The sequence below is a fragment of the Paenibacillus sp. S-38 genome (assembly GCF_049942825.1).
Taxonomy (GTDB): Bacteria; Bacillota; Bacilli; order Paenibacillales; family NBRC-103111; genus Paenibacillus_G.
In genome coordinates, this window is record NZ_CP187970.1 from 5,651,254 (window position 1) to 5,670,887 (window position 19,634).

Consider the following 19,634-nt stretch of genomic DNA (forward strand, 5'->3'; position numbering starts at 1 on the left):
GTTTTTGAAACGCTTTCATTGCTCACCACCCTTATTATACCATAAGCCTTTTTATTCGACTATTTTTTTGTTATGCTGGAAGGGACAGTTCTGGAAGGGGGAAACGTTCCACCGGATGAATCACATCAAAATCTATCAGCAATCTTCGGTCCCATATCAGAACACGGAGCTGGTTCTCGAAGGTCCCGTACCTCCCGAGCAGCTGCGCAAGTATACGATGCACCCTGACCTTGATGCCTTCCGCAGGCCCAAAGAGCAGTTTGAAGCGCTGGTGGAGATCGCCGGCCTGCCAGAGGGGCGCATTATTCTCGCCCGGCATGAAGAAGTCATCGTTGGGTATGTTACCTTCCACTATGCCGACGAGCTGGAGCGCTGGTCCGAAGGCGGCATGCTCGATCTTATCGAGCTCGGCGCCATTGAAGTTGCCAATGCGTACCGGGGACTTGGACTTGGCAAGAAGCTGATCCGGCTTGCCTTCGAAGACGGGCAGCTGGAGAATGTCATCACCTTTACGACCGAATACTATTGGCACTGGGATCTGGAGTCCAGTGGGCTGACCGTCTGGCAGTACCGCGACATGATGGAGAAGCTGATGAAGAGCGTCGATATGGTCTGGTTCGCCACGGATGACCCGGAGATCTGCTCCCACCCCGCCAACTGCCTGATGGTCCGTATCGGCAAAAACGTACCGCTGTCCTCCGTCGAGCAGTTCGACAGAGTCCGATTCCGGCAGCGGTTCATGTACTAATGGGGGCGCAGGGAAGCATGGAGCGACAAGCTTTGTTTATTTATAACGAGAATGAAACCGCATACCGGTTCAATGATGATCATCCGTTCAACCAAAAGCGTCTGCTGCTGACCGTGGACCTGCTGCGCCGGGCGGGCGCCCTCCCCCCCTCCTGTATGGAGCCTCCGCGGCCTGTGGACCCTGATAAGCTTTGTACCGTCCACGCCAAAGAGTACGTGGAAGCCGTGATCGCCCTCAGCCAGCCCGTACCGGACGAAGCTTGGGTAGGCCGGGCAGCCACCTATGGGCTCGACACGGAGGATACGCCTTTCTTCCACGGGATGCATGAGGCGACCTCCACGGTTGTCGGCGGCTCCGTACAGGCGGTGGATGCCGTCATGACCGGGCGGACCCCGCATGCGCTGCATCTGGGCGGCGGCCTGCATCATGCGCTGGCGGGCAAAGGAGCCGGCTTCTGCGTGTACAACGACGCCTCTGTTGCCATTGAGCATGCCAAGTGCCAATACGGGGCAAGGGTGTTGTATATCGACACGGACGTGCATCACGGAGACGGAGTGCAGTGGAGCTTTTACACCGATCCCGACGTCTGTACGTTCTCCATTCATGAGACCGGCAAATACCTCTTTCCGGGTACAGGAGCCGTTCAGGAGCGCGGGGAAGACAGCGGCTTCGGAGCGACCGTGAACGTGCCGGTAGAGCCTTACACGGAGGATGAGTCATGGATGGAGTGCTTCGAAGATGTGCTGGTGAAGGTGATCGACCAATTCAAACCGGGCCTGATCGTATCCCAGCACGGCTGCGACGCCCATGCCTTCGACCCCCTCGCCCATGTGCACTGCTCCATGGAGATTTACCGGGCGATGCCGGCACTGATTCACCGGCTGGCCCATCAATACTGTGAGGGCCGCTGGGTCGCCCTCGGCGGCGGCGGGTATGACATCTGGCGTGTCGTTCCGCGGGCCTGGAGCCTGCTGTGGCTGGAGATGACGGATCATCCCCTGCGTGATGCCATGAAAGCGGATGCGGGCCTTCCGCTTCCTGCTGACTGGGTGAAGGCTTGGCAGCCGTTCAGTGAGGAACCGCTGCCCCCTACCTGGCTCGATCCGGTGGACACTTGGGCGCCGATGCCCCGCCGGGCCGAGATCACGGTCAAGAACCGGCAGACCAAGGAGATCGCGATGCTGTATCTGAAGTAGCTCCGAGCGGAAGCAGAAGCATGCAGAAAGCACTTTTTTGCAGCCACATCGCACTTCGGACTGCCTCCAGATGCTGCATCTCCAAACAAAAAACACAAGAAAACCCGCAGCCCAAGGGCCGCGGGTTTTCTTGTGTGCTATTAGAACTCCAGCTTGCTCTCAATGAACGCTTTCAGCTCGCTGATCGGCATCCGCGTCTGTTCCATCGTATCGCGGTCACGCACGGTCACTTGGCCGTCCGTCTCGGACTCGAAGTCATACGTGATGCAGAACGGCGTACCGATCTCGTCGTGGCGGCGGTACCGCTTGCCGATCGACCCCGTCTCATCGTAATCGACGAGGAAGTGCTTCGCGAGGTCGGCGAACACCTTGTGTGCGCCTTCGGACAGCTTCTTCGACAGTGGGAAGATCGCCGCTTTGTAAGGCGCAAGTGCCGGGTGGAAATGCAGAACGGTCCGGCTGTCGTCGCCTTCGAGCTGCTGCTCTTCGTACGCGTCGATCAGGAAGGCCAGGGTTACACGGTCCGCACCCAGTGACGGCTCGATGCAGTAAGGAACATAGCGTTCATTCGTTTCCTGCTCGATATAGTTGAAGTCCTCACCCGAATGGGACATGTGCTGCTTCAGGTCATAGTCGGTACGGTCCGCAATGCCCCACAGCTCGCCCCAGCCGAACGGGAACTTGTACTCGATGTCGGTCGTCGCGTTGCTGTAGTGGGACAGCTCGTCCTCATTGTGATCGCGCAGACGGATGCTGGTCTCGCTGATGCCGAGCTTCAGCAGCCAATCGCGGCAGAAGCCGCGCCAGTACTCGAACCACTGCAGGTCCTCGCCCGGCTTGCAGAAGAATTCAAGCTCCATCTGCTCGAACTCGCGCGTACGGAACGTGAAGTTCCCCGGCGTGATCTCGTTCCGGAAGCTCTTGCCGATCTGGCCGATACCGAAAGGCAGCTTCTTGCGCATCGTACGCTGTACGTTCTTGAAGTTGACGAAGATGCCCTGTGCCGTCTCGGGACGCATGTACACCACGTTGGCGCTCGATTCCGTTACGCCCTGGAACGTCTTGAACATGAGATTGAACTGGCGGATATCCGTGTAATCCAATGCGCCGCAATCCGGACAAACGATCTTATGCTCGGAGATCAGCTTCTCCATGTCGGCGAAGGTCATGCCGTCTACAATGATCTCGATGCCCTTCTCGCCCAGCGCGTTCTCGATCAGCTTGTCGGCGCGGTGACGCACTTTACACTGCTTGCAGTCGATCATCGGATCGTTAAAGTTGCCGACGTGGCCGGAAGCGACCCATGCCTGCGGGTTCATCAGAATGGCTGCATCCAGACCGACATTGTATGGGGATTCCTGGATGAATTTCTTCCACCAGGCGCGCTTGATGTTATTCTTAAGTTCAACGCCGAGGGGACCGTAATCCCAGGTGTTGGCCAGGCCGCCGTAAATTTCGGAGCCCGGGAAGACGAACCCGCGGTGTTTGGCAAGAGCCGTGATTTGATCCATGGTTACTGAAGACATGATTAGCAACTCTCCTTCTGGTTATGTAAAGACAGATCCAGTCTCTTCTACTGGAGCCGCTGAAGCATTCCGTCGATAATGCGGAACGAATTCTCGGACGCCTGCTGGGTAAATTCGGCAAAATTCACATGGGCCGATCCATCCGCCTTGTCCGACATGGAGCGGATGATCACGAACGGAACCCCGTTCATCGAGCAGGCCTGGGCCACTGCCGCGCCTTCCATCTCCGTGCACGTGCCGCTAAGCTCCTTATAGAGCTGGCTGACGGTCTCGCGGCTCGAGATGAACTGGTCGCCGGAGAGCACACGGCCTTCCTTCACCCGTCCGCCGAACAGCTCGGCGCTTACTTCCGCCGCCAGCTTCCGGAGCTTCTCGTCGGCCGCGAACAGCGAGGTGGCTTCATAAGGAATTGTTCCCCGCGGGAAGCCGAGCGCCGTCACGTCCATGTCATGCTGGAGGCACTCCGTCGATACGACGATGTCGCCCACATCCAGTCCCGGATCGACCGCCCCGGCGACACCGGTGAACAGCACCGCTTCCACGCCGAAGGTATCGATCAGGATCTGCGTCGTCACCGCCGCATTGACCTTGCCTACGCCCGACTTGCAGAGCATGATCGAGCGGTCATGGAATGTGCCTTCATAGAAGGTGATCCCTGCTTTGACCTTCTGGGTAACGCTCTTCATACCTTCATGAAACAGCTCAATCTCTTCTTTCATCGCGCCGATGACGCCGATTTTGCCGTAAGTCAATTGAAATCCCCCTCACCGAACCCCATGCATTTTCCAAATATTGGCTTACATAACTGTTGATAAAAGTCCCTTCGCCGCTCCCTGCCAGCACCCTCATCTGTGACAAAAAGAAGTGGCTCACTAGGAACGTTGAGCCACCGAGTTTCTATGAATGACTTCATGCGGCAGAATCACCTGGGTCAGTTCGGAAGCATCCTTCGTTTCCTTGTTCATCAGCTTCGTCAGCAGACGCATCGCTACGGCCCCAATATCATACATCGGCTGCGCAACCGTTGTCAGCAGCGGACGAACCATGGACGCCATACGAATATTATCTACGGAGATCACGGATATGTCCTCCGGCACGCGGAGACCGGAATCCTGCAGGCTATGTATTGCACCGATCGCCATCTCATCCGTCGCGGCGAAAATGGCCGTCGGACGCTCGTCCAGCTCAAGGAAATGCTTGGTGACTTCCATGCCGGATTCATACCGGTAGTTGCCGATCCGCACATAATCCTCGTTAACCGGAAGGTTTGCGGCTTCAAGCGCTTTCCTGTACCCCTGGTAGCGCGCATATCCGTTCGCGGGATCCTGCAGCGTGCCGGAGATCATCGCGATCTTCGTATGGCCGTTCTGCAGCAGCACATTCACCGCATCGAAGGCCGCCTTCTCATGGTCAATATCGACCGAAGGAATCACACGCTGTTCATCCGCCGTCGCGCACAGCACCACGGGCACCGAAGACGTCTTGAACGCTTGAATGTGATCTTCCGTTACGGCGCCGCCCATGAACAGGAGTCCGTCCACCTGCTTCTCGAGCAGCGTATTGATAACGCGGATTTCCTTTTCTTTCTTCTTATCCGCGTTGCACAAAATAATATTGTAATGGTACATGTTAGCGATATCTTCGATTCCACGGGCAACTTCGGAGAATATGGAGTTGGAGATATCAGGAATGACCACGCCGACGGTTGTCGTCTTCTTGCTGGCCAGGCCTCTCGCTACAGCATTCGGACGGTAGCCCAAACGCTCGATGGCTTCGAATACTTTCTTGCGCGTCTGTGGCTTCACGTTCGGATTGTTGTTGACAACCCGGGATACGGTTGCCATGGAAACGCCTGCTTCTCTGGCTACATCATAAATTGTCACAGTCACGGCCATTCTCTCCAATGTTTAAAATGTATAAAGCGATCATGTCATTTAGCCTTATCATACGACAAATTGCTCAGGTACGCAACGAATATAAGGCTAGTCCTATGTATATAGTATCAAATCCATACCAAAAAAGCCAACTGACATGGACCGCCTATGCCGGCCGAACCCGGACTAAAAAATAAACATACCGTCTCCAAGCCCCTCTCCGTCCTGGTAGAACGGACGGCAACTTTGTGCTTGATGAGACGGTATGTATGTGCTGCAAGCAGGCGGGCATCCCGAAGAACAAGAACCCGGCCTGCGGGACGGCGTTCTTTCGGTTACGCCAAATCCTGCACGGCAAGCGAATGCTTCGTAATCTGTTCAAGACGCTTGCGCACGTCCTGAGTCCAGTCGGCATCGCCGAGGGACTGCGCCAGCAGCAGCAGATCGAGCAGCTCGTTGATCCGCTCCCGGATGATCGATTCCACCGGATCGGAGGCCCGGTTCTTCTCGGTGACCTTCACCATCAGATGGGCCACTTCGCTGATTTCATCGAAGTGCACCTGCTGTTTGCCGGGCTTGCCGCCCAGTGTTCCGATCAGTCCCGTAAGCTCGGGCTTGATCTCCGCGAACACTTCGTTGCGGCTGCAGGATTCGCAGGAGAAGATCGGCACGTTCTCGATCTCCACCTTGTTCTGATACATAACAGTTCGAAGCCGGATGTTCATTTGATTTCCGCATTTACAAAGCTTCTGCAACAATACCACTCCTTTTAGAGACAAAAAGCAGACCTGGGGTAAGCCTCCGGCACCGCATGATATGGGGCCTCGGACTTACCGGAAATTACAGATCCCGGAGACGTGCTGAGCGTGCTTGTACGGTACTGTAATATTCGCATAGGTAGAATTATTCTACCTGTCCGCCTCTTTCTCCTGCCGGAGGTGCGTTAGTAATATTTAGCATCCACCGCTTTGGCGTATAGCCTCCGCAGGGGAGGGATATGCAGCAGAGCCATGCCGATGGCCGCTCCGATGCCATCGTTGCGCAGATCCGTCAGGGATACCGATCGCCGCGGCACGAAGGACTGGTGATACTCATCGGTAATTCCGTACAGAAAGCACAGCAGGACGATGCCCGCCATGACGGCCGCAGTCAGCCGTTTGGGACGGAAGGCCCATACGAACGTCCATCCGAGCACCAAATACGAGAAGAAGTGCCCGAAGTCGAAGCTCTGCAGCGCCGGAAACCAGCGGTGCAGCACAGCGAGCCAGCCGTCCAGATCATCCCCCGTCTTGGAGGAGAAGTAATAGATGACCGCCATCCACAAAAGGGCCGGCAGCCAGCGAATCAGCCCGATCATTTATTGCGGTACGCGGCGAGCACATCAACGAATGCCTTGCTGAAGGCAGGCAAATCCGGCGGGCGGCGGCCCGAGACGATGTTCCGGTCGACCACGACCTCCTCGTCCACCCAAATCGCTCCGGCATTCTCGAGGTCATCCTTGATCCCCGGTGTGGAGGTCATCGTGTAGCCCTGGCAAATCTTCGCCGAAGCGAGCACCCAGCCCGCGTGGCAGATATGCGCGATCGGCTTCTCCGCCTCGTGGAATTCCCGTGTCAGACGCAGCACGGAAGCGTAGCGGCGGAGCTTGTCCGGCGCCCATCCGCCCGGAACGTACAAGCCGATGTAATCCTCCGACCTCACTTCATCGATCGCATACTCGGTCGTCAGCGGCACCCCGTATTTGCCGTGGTAGACCGTGCCGCTCTTCGGTCCGGCTAAGTGCACCTCCGCACCCGCTTCACGCAGGCGCATAACCGGATACCACATCTCCAGATCCTCAAACTCCTCATCGACAAATGCCAGAACGCGTGTGCCTTTCAATTCCATGGTTCCCACTCCTTTTATCGTGATTATTTCGGTTACAAACTTGCTTAAGCTCCCGTCAGAAGGGTTCTTCAGCAGAACTCTCCGGCCGGATAGGGCGGCGGCACAGGATCTTGGGGCGCCTCCTTCTGCGGATCGGCGGCACCTTGCGGCGCCGGCGCACCGCCTGGCGTCCCGTTCTCCCCGCCGGGGCCGGCCTCCGTTCCCGAAGCGGCCCCCTCGCCGGCTAGGCCGGACTTCATGTACCGGCCCAGCACCTCCGTCACGGCGGCGCTGCTCGGACATGGCGCCAGCTCCCTCCAGATCTGCGGACCGTCGCCGCTCGCGCTCTGCAGCAGCGAGTTCTTGACTTTCAGTATCGACTGGACCGACATGCTCAGCTCCGTAATGCCAAGCGCCAGCCAGATCGGCAGCGCGCGGATGTCCCCGGCCAGCTCGCCGCAGACACTGACGTGCGTGCCGTGCAGCCGCGCATTGTCGGCCGTCAACTTCAACATACGCAGCACCGCCGGGTGGAACGGATCATAGAGATGCGCCACCTGCTCGTTCATCCGGTCTACGGCCAGCACGTATTGCACGAGATCGTTCGTGCCGATACTGAAGAAGTCGACCTCCTGGGCCAGCAGCTCCGAGATCATCACGGCGGCCGGCAGCTCGATCATGATGCCGACCTCGATGTCCGGCCGGTAGGGTATGCCCTCCGAGTCGAGCTCCCGCTTCGCCTCCTCCAGCACCAGATTCGCTCGGCGCAGTTCGTCCAGAGACGAAATCATCGGATACATGATTTTGATCCGGCCGTAGTGGCTTGCCCGCAGAATGGCCCGCAGCTGCGTCTTGAACAGGTCCGTGCGGTCGAGCGAGATGCGGATCGCCCGGTAGCCGAGCGACGGATTCTCCTCCTCCGGCAGCGCCAGGTAATCGAGGTTCTTGTCGCCGCCGACATCAAGCGTGCGGATCACGACCGGCCGCCCGTTCAGACGCTCCGCCACTTCCCGGTAGACGGCAAACTGCTCTTCCTCGAGTGGGAAGGAGCTGCGGTCCATGTACAGGAACTCCGTGCGGAAGAGCCCCACGCCCGATGCATTGTTGCCCATGACCTGGGTCAGCTCCTTCACCGACGAGATGTTCGCGGCAAGGTTCACCTGCACCCCGTCCCGGGTGCGGCTCGGCAGGTGGGCGAGCTTCTGCAGGCTCTCCTGCATCGCATTCCAGTTGGCCTTGCGGGCCTTGTAACGCTCGACGACATGCTCGCCGGGATTGACGTAGACGATCCCCTCGTCGCCGTCAATGATCAGATAGTCCCCCGTCTGGATCGGCGAAGCGAGCTTGCCCTCAAGCCCGAGCACATACGGGACTCCCATAGCCCGGGCCATGATGGCCACATGGGAGGTCTTGCCGCCGAGCATCGTGACGACACCGAGCGCCTGATTGACATCCAGGTGCACCATCTGCGATGGCTGCAGCTCCTTGGCTACGAGCACATACGGCTGATCCTTGGGCGGCAGCGTCTCCTCCAGCGCGCCGAGCAGATGCTTCAGCAGCCGGTTGCCGACGTCCTTGATGTCGAGCGCCCGTTCCTTCATATACGTATCGTCGAGGAGGTCGAACATGTTCACGAACTTCTCGATCGCTTCCTTGACGGCCACCTCGGCCGCTTTGTACTGCCGCTGCATGATGCCCTGTACTTCGCTCATGAAGATGGGATCTTCAAGAATCGCAAGATGGGCATCGAAGATCTGGGTCTGTTCCTCTCCAAGCACGCTGACGAACTCCTGCTTGATCTGTTCGATCTCGCTCTTCGAATGACGGATGCCGTCATAGAGCCTCTCGAATTCATAAGCCAGGTCGGTCACGTCGATCAGCTTGTCGGGGAAGTCCCACTCCCAGGTCGGAATGACGAAGGCTTTGCCCATCGCGATGCCCGGTGATGCTCCGATTCCTTCAACCATGCGCTTTCCCTCCCCCTGCCACGGCGTTCTTCAGCACGACGGACATCACGGAAGCCTGTCCCTTCTTGACGGCCTTGAACGGAGCGAAGCTCCAGGACTTGACCGCTTCCACGTTCGTGATCAGCATCGGCGTGGCGAGCGATTTGCAGTTGTTCTTAACCTTTTGAAGATTGAATCGAATAAGCAGCTGTCCCGCCTCCACCTGGTCGCCTTCTTTCACATAGGACGTAAAATATTTGCCCTGCAGGCCGGCCGTATCGATCCCGATATGCAGGAGCACCTGCAGCCCCTGCTCCGTCTCGATCCCGAGTGCATGAAGCGTCGGGTACAAATGCATGATGCGGCCCGAAACCGGCGCCACCAGCTCCCCCTTCTCGGGAAGGAACGCGACACCGTTGCCCACCAGCTTCCCGGCAAAGATCTTATCCGGCACCTCTTCTAGAGGAATCATACGTCCCTGCATCGGCGATGAGAACATCACCTGCTGAATATCTTTGCCGCGCGCCTTGATAATCTCTTCGCGGATGAGCTCCGAGTACGTTCCGAAGACGACCTGCACGTTGCCCCCGCCGAGCCGGATGACGCCGGCCGCACCCAGATGCTTCAGGGCGGCGATATCCATCTGCCGGTCGTTCACCAGCGTAAGCCGCAGACGGGTGATGCACGCTTCGATGTTCTTGATGTTCTCTTTGCCTCCAAGCGCCTGAAGAATCAGCGGAGAGCGGTACGGAATGTCACCCGCCCACTCCTCCAGCTGCGAACCTTCCTCGCGCCCCGGCGTAGGAAGACGGAACCGGCGGATCGCCCAGCGGAACAGGCCGTAGTATACGAGCCCGTAAGCCATGCCGATCGGCAGCAGCAGCAGCCCGTTCTTCGACAGGTGCAGGTTGATCAGATAATCGATCGCCCCCGCGGAGTAGGAGAAGCCGTGGTGGATATCGAGCGCATAAGCGATCCACATGGCCAGCCCCGACAGCAGGGCATGAACGACGAACAGATACGGCGCCACGAAGAGGAACGCGAACTCGATCGGCTCCGTTACCCCGGTGAGGAAGCAGGCGAACGCCGCCGTCAGGAATGTTGTCCGGATCTTCGGCTTGAGATCCTCCCTCGCCTCCTGGATTATCGCCAGCGCGATGGCCGGCAGAGCGAACATCATGATCGGGTACAGCCCCGCCATATAGATCCCGGCCGTCGGGTCGCCTGCGAAGAACCGCGGCAGATCGCCGAAGACCGGCACACCCTGCGGCTCATAAGCCCCAAGCTGGAACCAGAAGAAGTTGTTGAATACATGATGAAGTCCTGATGGTACGAGCAGCCTGTGAATAATGCCGTAGAGGAACGTGCCGAAGCCGCCGAGCCCAAGGATGAAGTCGGCCAGCGCCTGCATCCCGTTCTCCAGCAGCGGACCGATCTCCAGCATAAGCAGGACGAGCAGGAAGATGGCCAGCCCCATAAACAGCGGCACAAGCCTCGGCCCGCCGAAAAATTGAATCGACTCCGGCAGCTGAATATGCTTGACCCGGTGATAGATGACCGCGGCGATCAGACCGATCAGAATGCCGCCCGGCACCCCGAGCTGGAACGACTCGCCGAGATAGCGCTGCAGCGATTCGGAGAACATATAGTGGCCGATGAGGGCCGACATGCCGGCTATACCTGCGCTTTCGGTCAAGCCCAAAGCGACACCTACCGCGAAGATCAGCGGCAAATACGTAAAAATGCTGCCGCCCAGCAGCAGCAGAATCTCACCGATCCGGGGCAGTCCGGCCTCTTGCCAAGGCAGCGTACCCAGACGCAGCAAAATCGCCGCCACGGGCAGCGTAATGGTCGGCAGCATGAGCGACCGGCCAAGCTGCTGCAAATTCCCCATCCAGTTCAAACAGGCCGTTCCCCCTTTCCTATTACGATGGTAAGGCCCCGCGCCTTTTTTGTCAAACCGCTGCATGCGCTTTATTGGGGGATGGGCGGAACGTCTGCAGCCTGCCCCACGACAAAAAAGACGGGCTCTGCGCCCGCCTTCCGGTTAAGTGGATATTAGAATTGGTAACGGTTGAAGCTTTGTGCCCCCATACCGAACTGGCTTTGGGCCGGTTGGCCGGAATCTTCACGCAGGTAGGAGTCATGGCCCGGCTGATTGCCGCGGTAGTTCGCCGTATGGTACGACTGCGGGCTTTGGAACTGGTTGTACTGGGACTGCGTAGAAGAGAACCCTTGGTTCAGGGAGCTGCTGAAAGAAGATGGAGCAAACTGGGACTGGGAGCTGAAGTTCTGTGCGCCGATGCCGAATTGGCTTTGTGCCGGCTGCGTGGAGTCCGCACGCAGATATGCGTCATGACCCGGCTGGTCGCCGCGGTAGCTAGCCGTGTGGAACGACTGCGGGCTTTGGAATTGGTTGTACTGGGCCTGCGAAGCGGAGCCGAAGCTGCCCAGCGAAGAAGCGCCCAGATTGCTGATCGAAGTAGCGCCGATGCCGAATTGGCTTTGTGCCGGCTGCGCGGAGTCCGAGCGCAGGTAAGCGTCATGACCCGGCTGGTTGCCGCGGTAGCTCGCCGTGTGGTACGACTGCGGGCTTTGGAACTGGTTGTACTGCTGCGAAGAAGATGCGCCGAAGGAGCTTAGCGTGGATGCGCCGAACTGATTTTGCTGGCCCAGGGACTGGTTGTACTGGGACTGCACGAAGCCTACCGGCTGGTATTTGGTTTCCAGGCCGCGGTACTGGGACGATGTTTGACCTAAGTTGTTTTGGAAGCTGTTTTGAAAGCCTTGTTGGTTGTACATGAAGAAAATCCTCCTTGGATTTCAATTCAAAAGTCTTCCGGTGCAGCCCGTGTGGACCCGCCCTTTCCAGAAGCCTTTCTTATTGTCTTCAAGGAGGATTTTTTTTATGACAGTGGTTTAGGTATAAAGTGCACTTTCGAGAAAAAAATTCCCTTGGCCCGGCTGGATTAAGTGCAGCGGCCGATCTCAGCCAATCCCTTGGCCGCCGCCTGAGGATTCTTCTGCCGCGTGATGGCCGAGATTACGGCGACGCCCTGTGCGCCGGCCGCCAGCACCGGAGCCGCGTTGCCCGCGTGGATGCCGCCGATGCCGACGAGCGGCAGATGAGGCCATCGCGACCGGATCTGCGCTATGAGCTCCGTGCCGATCGCCTCCCCCGCGTCGCTCTTGCTTGCGGTTGCATAGACAGGGCCCACGCCCAGGTAATCGGCCCCTTGGGACACAGCCCACTCGGCCTCTTCCATGGTGCCGGCCGAGATGCCGACGATCGCGTCCGGACCGAGCAGCCGCCGGGCCTCCAGCCCGGGCAGGTCGTCCTGCCCGACATGTACGCCGTCGGCTTCGAGCAGCAGCGCCAGATCCACCCGGTCATTGACGACGAACGGAATGCCGGCGCTGCGGCACAGCTCGCGGATCTCGCGGCCGGCCGGCAGCACATCGCGCAGCTGGGACTGCTTGTCGCGAAGCTGTACAAGCGTGACGCCGCCGGCGATCGCTTCGCGGACGATTTGGGCCGCGGAGAACTGCTCATAGCCCGCCGTATCCGTTACCAGATAAACGGCTAAAGATTCATGCAGTGATGAGCGGTACAAACTTACTTCCCCCCGGGCAGCAGAATCGAATCTTCCACCTTGATGCAGCGGTCCATGATCACTTCCAGACCCGCCTCCGAGGCGATTCTTGCCGCTTCTTCATTGGATATGCCGAGCTGCAGCCACAGCACCTTGGCTTTGATCGCGGCAGCTTCTTCCGCTACAGGAACCGTCTGCTCGCTGCGGCGGAACACATTCACGATATCGACCGATTCCGGAATGTCGGCGAGGGACGGGTAGCAGGTTTCGCCGAGAATCGTCCCCTGCACGGTCGGATTCACCGGGATGATGCGGTAGCCCTTCTTCTGCATGGCCTCCGATACCATGTAGGACACACGGTCCGGTTTATCGGACAAGCCGACGACAGCAATTGTGTTCGAGCTCTTCAGGATTTCTCTGATATGGTCACGGGACGGATTCTCGAATGCCATCATATCCACTCCTTTGGGCCCGGCGGGCCTGAGTATGATCTTACGGATTAGAGGTTAAGATTTGGTATAGCTGATCGCCTGCCGGCCCATGGCTTCCCAGGTGGCCAGAAACTGCTTTTTGTCGATCGCCTTCTTGCTCAGTCCGGACAGGGGATCGTTAATATATACATGCTGTTCATCGAACCCGACCAGCAGTACGGCATGCTCCATGAACGTCGTCTTGATCGGCCCGATCGGCGTATCCCATACGCTCCACTTCTGCGGCACCTTGAAATCAATGGTCGTCCATACGACGACCGGCACGCCGCTAAGCAGCTGCTGCTCGATGGCATGGAACGGCTCGCGGGTCAGGTCGACGGCCGTCGGGATGTACTTATGGGCCAGCTCGAACAGGGCGGTGTGGTAGATGCCGAAGCCTTTGCTCTTGCCTGTGATGTCACCGACAAACCCGGTATTCGGGTTGCCCCAATATCCTACGGTGCCATCGGCATTGTAGGTAATGGGGGTCGTATCGTGCTTCATCTCCGGCAGCAGTTCCATCTTCGTCTTCTGCACGCCGTAATACTGCAGCAGCATCGTCAGCGAGGTCAGTTCGCAGCCGGAGCGAAGCTCGGGCAGCTGCCGGATGATCGGCGCATCAAGCATCGCGCCGGCCGGCGCTTGAACAGGAGCAGGCACAGGGGGAGGGGTCTGCTCTGCGGGTGCAGCCGGCTGGGCGGCTGCGGTCATCTCCGCCAAGGCGGCTGCCGGCACAATGACCGACGACTCCGCCTCGGCCCTTGCAGCGTATTTATCGTATAGAAGGATGGAGAACACCCCGCTTGCAAATAAAAGCCCCGCAATGAGGAACATCCCCATCGTCACCTGGATCCCTTTCCTCATGATTACCGCTGCCTTCACAGCCTGCACCGCCCTTCCGGTTGTAGATTCTAAGATGCGAGGAGGAATACACGCCGGTCTGCTGGTCAGTTCCTACTGCTGTCCCGTCCTAGTGTTCTTCCTCCCCAAGGAGTTCAATCTGAGCACCGAGCGACAACAAATGGTCGAAATACTGCGGATAAGACTTCGCCACGTGATGCGCGTCGTTAATGATAAGACCTTTATCGGATCGAAGGCCGACAATCGTTAACGCCATGATCACGCGGTGATCGTAATGGGCATTGATCTCCACGCCGCCGGGTACGCCCTGCGGACGGCCGTGCACGATAATCTCGCTCTGGCGCTCTTCCACCTCGGCCCCTGCTTTACGCAGCTCCGCCAGGAAATCCGTGATGCGGTCGCACTCTTTGTAGCGGAGGTTTTCCACATTGTAGAAGCGGGAGGTTCCTTCCGCGAAGACTGCTGCCGCTACCATGGCAAGCACCCCGTCAGTGAAGTGGTCGCCGTCGAACTCGCCCGCCTTCAGGCTCTGATTGCCCTGCACGTGAACCACGTCGTTCTCGTGCGTCAGCTGGACGCCCATCGCACGGAGCACATCCACGACCGCCCGTTCGCCCTGACGGCTCTGCTCTGCCAAGCGAAGCACACGGACATCGGAGTTCGTGACCGCCGCCGCGGCAAGAATCGCCGCCGAACCCGGATAGTCTCCCTGCACGACGTAGTTCTGCGGCTTGTACTGCTGGCGGCCCGGGATGCGGTAGTGCATAAGATCCTCGGACGCTTCGATCGTAATGCCCGCCTGGGCTATGACTTCGAGCGTCTGGCCGACAATGACCTTGGACTTCAGATCATGAAGCACCGTAATCTCGCTGTCTTCCTCGAGCAGCGGAGCCACGAACAGCAGCGAGCTCAGGAACTGGGAGCTGACATTGCCGGAGACGGTGATCTTACCGCCGCGCGGCTTCCCGCCCCGGATCGTAATCGGCAGCTTGCCTTCGCGGTGCTCGACTTCGATGCCCATCTGGCGGAGCGAATCGATCAGATCGTCATGCGGACGCTTGCCGAGCGAGTCCGGATAGCGGTTGATGAACGTTACCTCCGGGCAGAAGGCCGCGACGGACATCAGGAAGCGGAGCACCGCGCCCGCATTGCCTACGTCGAGCTCTTTCACATCCCGCGGATGGCGGCCGAAGCCGCGGATCGTCATCTGCTCTTCGTCCTCTTCGAGCACGGCGCCCAGGTCGCGGATACAGCGGCGCATCGCATCGCTGTCTTCACTGTGTGCCGGGTACCGGACCGTGGATGTTCCGTCAGCGAGTGCGCCGATGAGAAGGTAACGCGTCGTGTAGTTTTTGGAGGACAGGGCATTGATCGTCCCCTCGAGCCTGTGGGTTGGTTTGACAATGGCTTTCATGTGGTATGTATCTCTCCTTCATATAGAAGATAATGAATGAATGAGGCACGGGCGCCGGGGCTGGCCCCAGCCGTGTACTTATCGCACGCTTCCCAGGAGATAACCTGCGAAGGCGGCACCGAAGCCGAGCAGGTAAGACAGGAGAAGATACAGCCGGGCGGCTCTATCTCTCCCACCGCTGTGCAGCGCATCGGTCTCCAGCTTGAACGTGGAGAAGGTTGTGTAGCCGCCGGCAAACCCGGTGCCGAGCAGCAGCAGAGCGGTCCCGGACACCTTGGCGCCTGCCAGCCATCCCAGCAGGAAGGAACCTGTCAGATTAATGAACAAGGTGCCGTAAGGCCACGAGGGAAAATAATGCGCGGCCCACCGGGACACGCCGTAACGGGATACGGCCCCAAGACCGCCCCCTGTGCCTACGATGAGTAAGGTAAGAAAGACATTCGACATCATTCGGCAGAATCCTTTCCCCGGGAACGAAAATATGCCCCCCGGCCCAGCCGGATGCACGCGAGTCCCCCGAAGAGGGAGACGGCGCCGTACATGGCCGCGGGCACTAGGGCGCCCGCCTCAAGCAGCCTCACCATCTCGAGGCTCAGGGCCGAGAAGGTGGTGAAGGCCCCAACGAAGCCGGTTGTAAGGAAGGCCTTGAGATTCGGATGGAGGCCGAGCGGCGCCGAATAAGCCAGCCGGCCCAGCAGCAGGCAGCCGAGCAGATTGCACAGCAGCGTTCCCCACGGGAAGGAAGCTCCCGTGACCACAGGATTGAACAGGAAAGACAGCCCGTAACGGGCGGCCGCCCCTGCGGCCCCTCCGGCGCCGACGAACCAAACCGTCATGAGGTTCCCTTCTCTCTGGATGTAATCACGCTGCCTGGTTTGACAGCGAATGGGCAAGTTTCTTATGATGAATGGGAAGCCAGCCCGGTCTCTTGGCCCAGAGGCTGCCGTCCTACTCTTCCCGAAGCAAAGGAGCACCGACCCATGCAGACGATTACCCCCGAGGAAGTAAAGCGCCGGATCGACAGCGGCGAGAAGCTGGACGTTATCGACGTCCGAGAAGACGAGGAAGTTGCGGCGGGCATGATTCCCGGCGCCATTCATATTCCGCTGATGCAGCTGCCGGAGCGGCTCGCCGAGATCCCACAGCGGGGCGAAACCGTCCTCGTGTGCCGCAGCGGCGGACGCAGCTCGCGGGCCTATGACTTCCTCCAGGCCCAGGGCTTAACCGGACTGAAGAATATGTCCGGCGGCATGCTGGCTTGGGATCAGCAGGACTAATCTCCACTCTTTCCAAGCAGAGCAGTTCCCGTCGAGCGCAATGGGGCATAGGGGTCCAAGATAAACGACTTGGCCGTCCCTTACGGACGAGGCGCGTTTATAAGAAAAATATAAGATGACGGGATCCAGCCCAGGCGAGATATACATTCTTATATTTTAAGAAAACCGTCCTCGACAGCTCTGCATAGACAGTAAGCGTTTATTCACAGAGGACGGGAACGATTCCTGTCGACCGATCGCCCGCTGTCGTTTCACATAAGACGCGTCCGTCAGGACGCGTCTTTGGCATGCTTCAGGATCTTCCCGGCAATGGACTCCACATCCAGATCCGACGTATCGACCGCCAGGTCCGCGAACGTATAGGCCTCCCTGCGGTTCTCGGCCAGTGTATGCACTCGCTCCTCCAGGTTCCCCTGCAGCAGCGGACGGTTCGTATCCGTACGCACCCGTTCGATAATTCGCTCGGGCGAGCACAGCAGCGCCACCACGAGGCCGCCCTCGCTCATCGCCCTGCGGTTCTCTTCCCGGAGAACGGCTCCTCCTCCGGTAGCCACCACCTGCCCGCTTTCCTTCAGCACGGCTGCGACCGCCTCCTTTTCCGCTTCGCGGAAGAACGTTTCGCCGTTCTCGGCGAAAAGCTCGGGGATGGTCTTCCCGGTGCGCTCTTCAATCACGGCATCGGTGTCCACGAAGCGCCAGCCAAGGCGCGCTGCAAGGGCTTGTCCTACGGTGGATTTGCCTGTCCCCATCATTCCGATCAGTATCATATTGCGGTAATTCACGGTTTCCTCAGCACCCTCTTCTCCACTAGGTAAACTCTCCCTATCATATCACAGCTTGGACGGACGTGAATAGAAAACAGAGCAAAAACATAAGATGGAGGATGTATGTGTCCTTCCAGATTCATACAACTGCGATTACCTTCAAGCGGCATCCGGCCGCGCACCGAAAGGAGAAGACGTGTCATGCCTCATTCCTCCTGCCGAACGGCAGCTCCGGTCCACTCGCCGACCGACTTCAAGCTTCAGCAGATTCTGGACCCTTCTACTCCCCTATGCAAGGATGACGTCGTCTGGATGCTCGAATACATCAAAAAAAAGGTGGCTGAGGAAGACCCGAATCTCATGGATCTTTCCCAGCCACGCTTGCTTCAAAACTTTAGATACTTCGCGGAAATCGCGCTCATGGTCATTCAGCGGCGCAACGGTTTCGACCAGGAAGAAGGACGGCTCAAAGCCTGGGTGGAGGAAGCCGCCTTCGGGCTGCGCCCGCCGGCGGACTCCCCTCTGCGCCGCAGATGACGGGTTCGCCCGATTACTGCTGGTCCATCCATTGGAAGTGGAAGGTGCCTTCTTTGTCCACGCGCTTGAACGTGTGGGCGCCGAAGTAGTCGCGCTGTGCCTGAAGCAGGTTCGCCGGCAGGCGCTCCGTACGGTAGCTGTCGTAGTAAGACAGCGCCGATGCGAAGGCCGGTACGGCAATCCCGCGCTTCACGGCTTCAGCAACCACGTTTCTCCATGCGTCCTGATAGTTCTGAACGACGCCTTGGAAGTACTCGTCGAGGAGCAGGTTGCGCAGCTCCGGATTCTTATCGTACGCATCCTTGATGTTCTGCAGGAAGCGGGCGCGGATGATGCAGCCGCCGCGGAAGATCATGGCGATAGCGCCGTAGTCCAGGCCCCAGCTGTATTCTTCGCTGGCCGCACGCATTTGGGCGAAGCCTTGAGCGTAAGAGCAGATCTTGCTCGCGTAGAGCGCTTTGCGGACCGCTTCGATGAACTCGGACGCATCTCCTTCGTACTTCGATACCGCAGGACCCTGGAGTACCTTGCTCGCCGCTACGCGCTCTTCCTTCATCGCGGAGAGGAAACGGGAGAAGACGGACTCGGTGATGATGGACAGCGGCACGCCCAGGTCCAGGGCGCTCTGGGACGTCCATTTGCCTGTACCCTTCTGGCCGGCGGAGTCCAGAATCACGTCGACCATGGCTTTACCCGTTTCCGGATCCTTCTTCGTGAAGATGTCCGTCGTAATCTCAATGAGGTAGCTGTCGAGCTCGCCCTTGTTCCACTCGGCGAAGATCTCGTGGAGCTGCTCGGTGGATACGCCCAGCACATCCTTCAGCAGCTGGTACGCTTCGCAGATCAGCTGCATGTCGCCGTACTCGATGCCGTTGTGCACCATCTTCACATAGTGGCCCGCACCGCCCGGCCCGATGTACGTGCAGCATGGATCGCCGTTCACTTTGGCCGAGATGGCCGTCAGGATCGGTGCAACCAGCTCATACGCGTCTTTAGGTCCGCCCGGCATGATGGACGGACCTTTCAGCGCGCCCTCTTCGCCGCCGGATACCCCGGTGCCGATGAAGCGGAAGCCCTGTGCCTCGAGAGCCTGGCTGCGGCGTGCCGTATCAGGGAAGTAAGCATTGCCTCCGTCGATAATGATATCGCCTTGATCCAGGTGCGGGATCAGGGATTCGATCGTAGCGTCCGTAGCGGAACCCGCCTGGACCATGATCAGTATTTTACGCGGCGTCTCGAGGGATGCCACGAATTCTTCAACGCTGTATGTACCTACCAGGTTCTTGCCTTGGGATTCTTCGAGAAGCGCATCCGTCTTCTCGCGGGAGCGGTTAAACACGGAGACCGTGAACCCCCGGCTTTCGATGTTCAGTGCGAGATTCTTACCCATGACCGCGAGGCCGATAACACCGACTTGCTGTTTGGACATTTGGATTCTCATCCTTCCTATTCCTCTATTTATTTAAACCTCGAAACCCAACCTGAAACAGGCGTGAAGGCTTCCCAAAGCACAAAATGGCTGTGCTTGTCCCCCTAAGCGAACCTGTAAGCGGAAGCCTTCT

The 19,634-nt window shown here is 58.7% G+C and carries 21 protein-coding genes; 4 read left to right on the forward strand and 17 right to left on the reverse strand.

What is annotated here, in order from left to right; translation table 11 throughout:
- Positions 1 to 115: 115 nt before the first annotated feature.
- Together ACP26L_RS24820 and ACP26L_RS24825 are read left to right on the forward strand one after the other, a co-directional pair.
- Positions 116 to 748, forward strand: coding sequence for a GNAT family N-acetyltransferase (locus ACP26L_RS24820; RefSeq protein ID WP_426447301.1), 633 nt, complete (start codon positions 116 to 118; stop codon positions 746 to 748).
- Positions 748 to 1,944, forward strand: coding sequence for an acetoin utilization protein AcuC (locus ACP26L_RS24825; protein WP_426447303.1), 1,197 nt, complete (start codon positions 748 to 750; stop codon positions 1,942 to 1,944). Before ACP26L_RS24820 ends, ACP26L_RS24825 begins: the two co-directional genes overlap by 1 nt.
- A gap of 140 nt (positions 1,945 to 2,084) precedes the next feature.
- On the opposite strand, the gene ACP26L_RS24830 is transcribed toward ACP26L_RS24825, so the two are convergent.
- From ACP26L_RS24830 to crcB, 15 genes are all read right to left on the reverse strand, one after another.
- Positions 2,085 to 3,470, reverse strand: coding sequence for a glycine--tRNA ligase (locus tag ACP26L_RS24830; protein ID WP_426447305.1), 1,386 nt, complete (start codon positions 3,468 to 3,470; stop codon positions 2,085 to 2,087).
- Positions 3,471 to 3,517: 47 nt separating this feature from the next.
- Complete coding sequence (locus ACP26L_RS24835) at positions 3,518 to 4,222, reverse strand: 5'-methylthioadenosine/adenosylhomocysteine nucleosidase (RefSeq protein WP_426447307.1); 705 nt, start codon at positions 4,220 to 4,222, stop codon at positions 3,518 to 3,520.
- Positions 4,223 to 4,342: 120 nt separating this feature from the next.
- Entirely contained in the window at positions 4,343 to 5,365 is a 1,023-nt protein-coding gene (gene ccpA, locus ACP26L_RS24840) for a catabolite control protein A (RefSeq protein ID WP_426447309.1), read from the reverse strand.
- A gap of 314 nt (positions 5,366 to 5,679) precedes the next feature.
- Positions 5,680 to 6,099 (reverse strand): hypothetical protein, encoded by a 420-nt coding sequence (locus ACP26L_RS24845; RefSeq protein WP_426447311.1) that lies wholly within the window; start codon positions 6,097 to 6,099, stop codon positions 5,680 to 5,682.
- 188 nt (positions 6,100 to 6,287) lie between these two features.
- Entirely contained in the window at positions 6,288 to 6,701 is a 414-nt protein-coding gene (locus ACP26L_RS24850; protein WP_426447313.1) for a VanZ family protein, read from the reverse strand.
- Positions 6,698 to 7,231 (reverse strand): type 1 glutamine amidotransferase domain-containing protein, encoded by a 534-nt coding sequence (locus ACP26L_RS24855; protein WP_426447315.1) that lies wholly within the window; start codon positions 7,229 to 7,231, stop codon positions 6,698 to 6,700. Before ACP26L_RS24855 ends, ACP26L_RS24850 begins: the two co-directional genes overlap by 4 nt.
- 68 nt (positions 7,232 to 7,299) lie before the next feature.
- Positions 7,300 to 9,177: a phosphoenolpyruvate--protein phosphotransferase gene (gene ptsP, locus ACP26L_RS24860; protein WP_426447317.1), complete on the reverse strand. Its 1,878-nt coding sequence runs from the start codon at positions 9,175 to 9,177 to the stop codon at positions 7,300 to 7,302.
- Positions 9,170 to 11,059 carry a glucose PTS transporter subunit IIA gene (locus ACP26L_RS24865; RefSeq protein WP_426447319.1) on the reverse strand — a complete coding sequence of 630 codons (1,890 nt, stop codon included), beginning with the start codon at positions 11,057 to 11,059 and terminating at the stop codon, positions 9,170 to 9,172. The genes ptsP and ACP26L_RS24865 overlap by 8 nt, the downstream gene beginning before the upstream one ends.
- Before the next feature lie 155 nt (positions 11,060 to 11,214).
- Complete coding sequence (locus ACP26L_RS24870; RefSeq protein WP_426447321.1) at positions 11,215 to 11,958, reverse strand: hypothetical protein; 744 nt, start codon at positions 11,956 to 11,958, stop codon at positions 11,215 to 11,217.
- A 167-nt stretch (positions 11,959 to 12,125) separates the two neighbouring features.
- Complete coding sequence (gene thiE, locus ACP26L_RS24875) at positions 12,126 to 12,770, reverse strand: thiamine phosphate synthase (protein WP_426447323.1); 645 nt, start codon at positions 12,768 to 12,770, stop codon at positions 12,126 to 12,128.
- 2 nt (positions 12,771 to 12,772) lie between these two features.
- The gene (locus tag ACP26L_RS24880) at positions 12,773 to 13,201 is read right to left on the reverse strand and encodes a CoA-binding protein (protein ID WP_426447325.1); all 429 of its coding nucleotides are present in this window, start codon (positions 13,199 to 13,201) and stop codon (positions 12,773 to 12,775) included.
- Positions 13,202 to 13,255: 54 nt separating this feature from the next.
- A complete protein-coding gene (locus ACP26L_RS24885) occupies positions 13,256 to 14,083 on the reverse strand; it encodes a C39 family peptidase (protein WP_426447326.1) in 828 nt (275 codons plus the stop codon).
- A 106-nt stretch (positions 14,084 to 14,189) separates the two neighbouring features.
- Positions 14,190 to 15,494 carry a 3-phosphoshikimate 1-carboxyvinyltransferase gene (gene aroA, locus ACP26L_RS24890; protein ID WP_426447327.1) on the reverse strand — a complete coding sequence of 435 codons (1,305 nt, stop codon included), beginning with the start codon at positions 15,492 to 15,494 and terminating at the stop codon, positions 14,190 to 14,192.
- Positions 15,495 to 15,572: 78 nt separating this feature from the next.
- The gene (locus tag ACP26L_RS24895) at positions 15,573 to 15,944 is read right to left on the reverse strand and encodes a fluoride efflux transporter FluC (RefSeq protein ID WP_426447329.1); all 372 of its coding nucleotides are present in this window, start codon (positions 15,942 to 15,944) and stop codon (positions 15,573 to 15,575) included.
- Positions 15,941 to 16,330, reverse strand: coding sequence for a fluoride efflux transporter CrcB (gene crcB, locus ACP26L_RS24900; protein WP_426447330.1), 390 nt, complete (start codon positions 16,328 to 16,330; stop codon positions 15,941 to 15,943). The genes ACP26L_RS24895 and crcB overlap by 4 nt, the downstream gene beginning before the upstream one ends.
- A gap of 144 nt (positions 16,331 to 16,474) precedes the next feature.
- Between crcB and ACP26L_RS24905 the strand changes: the two genes are divergently transcribed.
- A complete protein-coding gene (locus ACP26L_RS24905; RefSeq protein ID WP_426447332.1) occupies positions 16,475 to 16,771 on the forward strand; it encodes a rhodanese-like domain-containing protein in 297 nt (98 codons plus the stop codon).
- Positions 16,772 to 17,040: 269 nt separating this feature from the next.
- Here the strand turns inward: ACP26L_RS24905 and ACP26L_RS24910 are convergent, their stop codons facing one another.
- Complete coding sequence (locus ACP26L_RS24910) at positions 17,041 to 17,553, reverse strand: shikimate kinase (RefSeq protein ID WP_426447333.1); 513 nt, start codon at positions 17,551 to 17,553, stop codon at positions 17,041 to 17,043.
- Positions 17,554 to 17,736: 183 nt separating this feature from the next.
- Between ACP26L_RS24910 and ACP26L_RS24915 the strand changes: the two genes are divergently transcribed.
- Positions 17,737 to 18,072 carry a hypothetical protein gene (locus ACP26L_RS24915; protein ID WP_426447335.1) on the forward strand — a complete coding sequence of 112 codons (336 nt, stop codon included), beginning with the start codon at positions 17,737 to 17,739 and terminating at the stop codon, positions 18,070 to 18,072.
- 13 nt (positions 18,073 to 18,085) lie between these two features.
- Here the strand turns inward: ACP26L_RS24915 and gndA are convergent, their stop codons facing one another.
- Positions 18,086 to 19,501, reverse strand: coding sequence for an NADP-dependent phosphogluconate dehydrogenase (gene gndA, locus ACP26L_RS24920; RefSeq protein ID WP_426447337.1), 1,416 nt, complete (start codon positions 19,499 to 19,501; stop codon positions 18,086 to 18,088).
- Between the last annotated feature and the right edge of the window lie 133 nt (positions 19,502 to 19,634).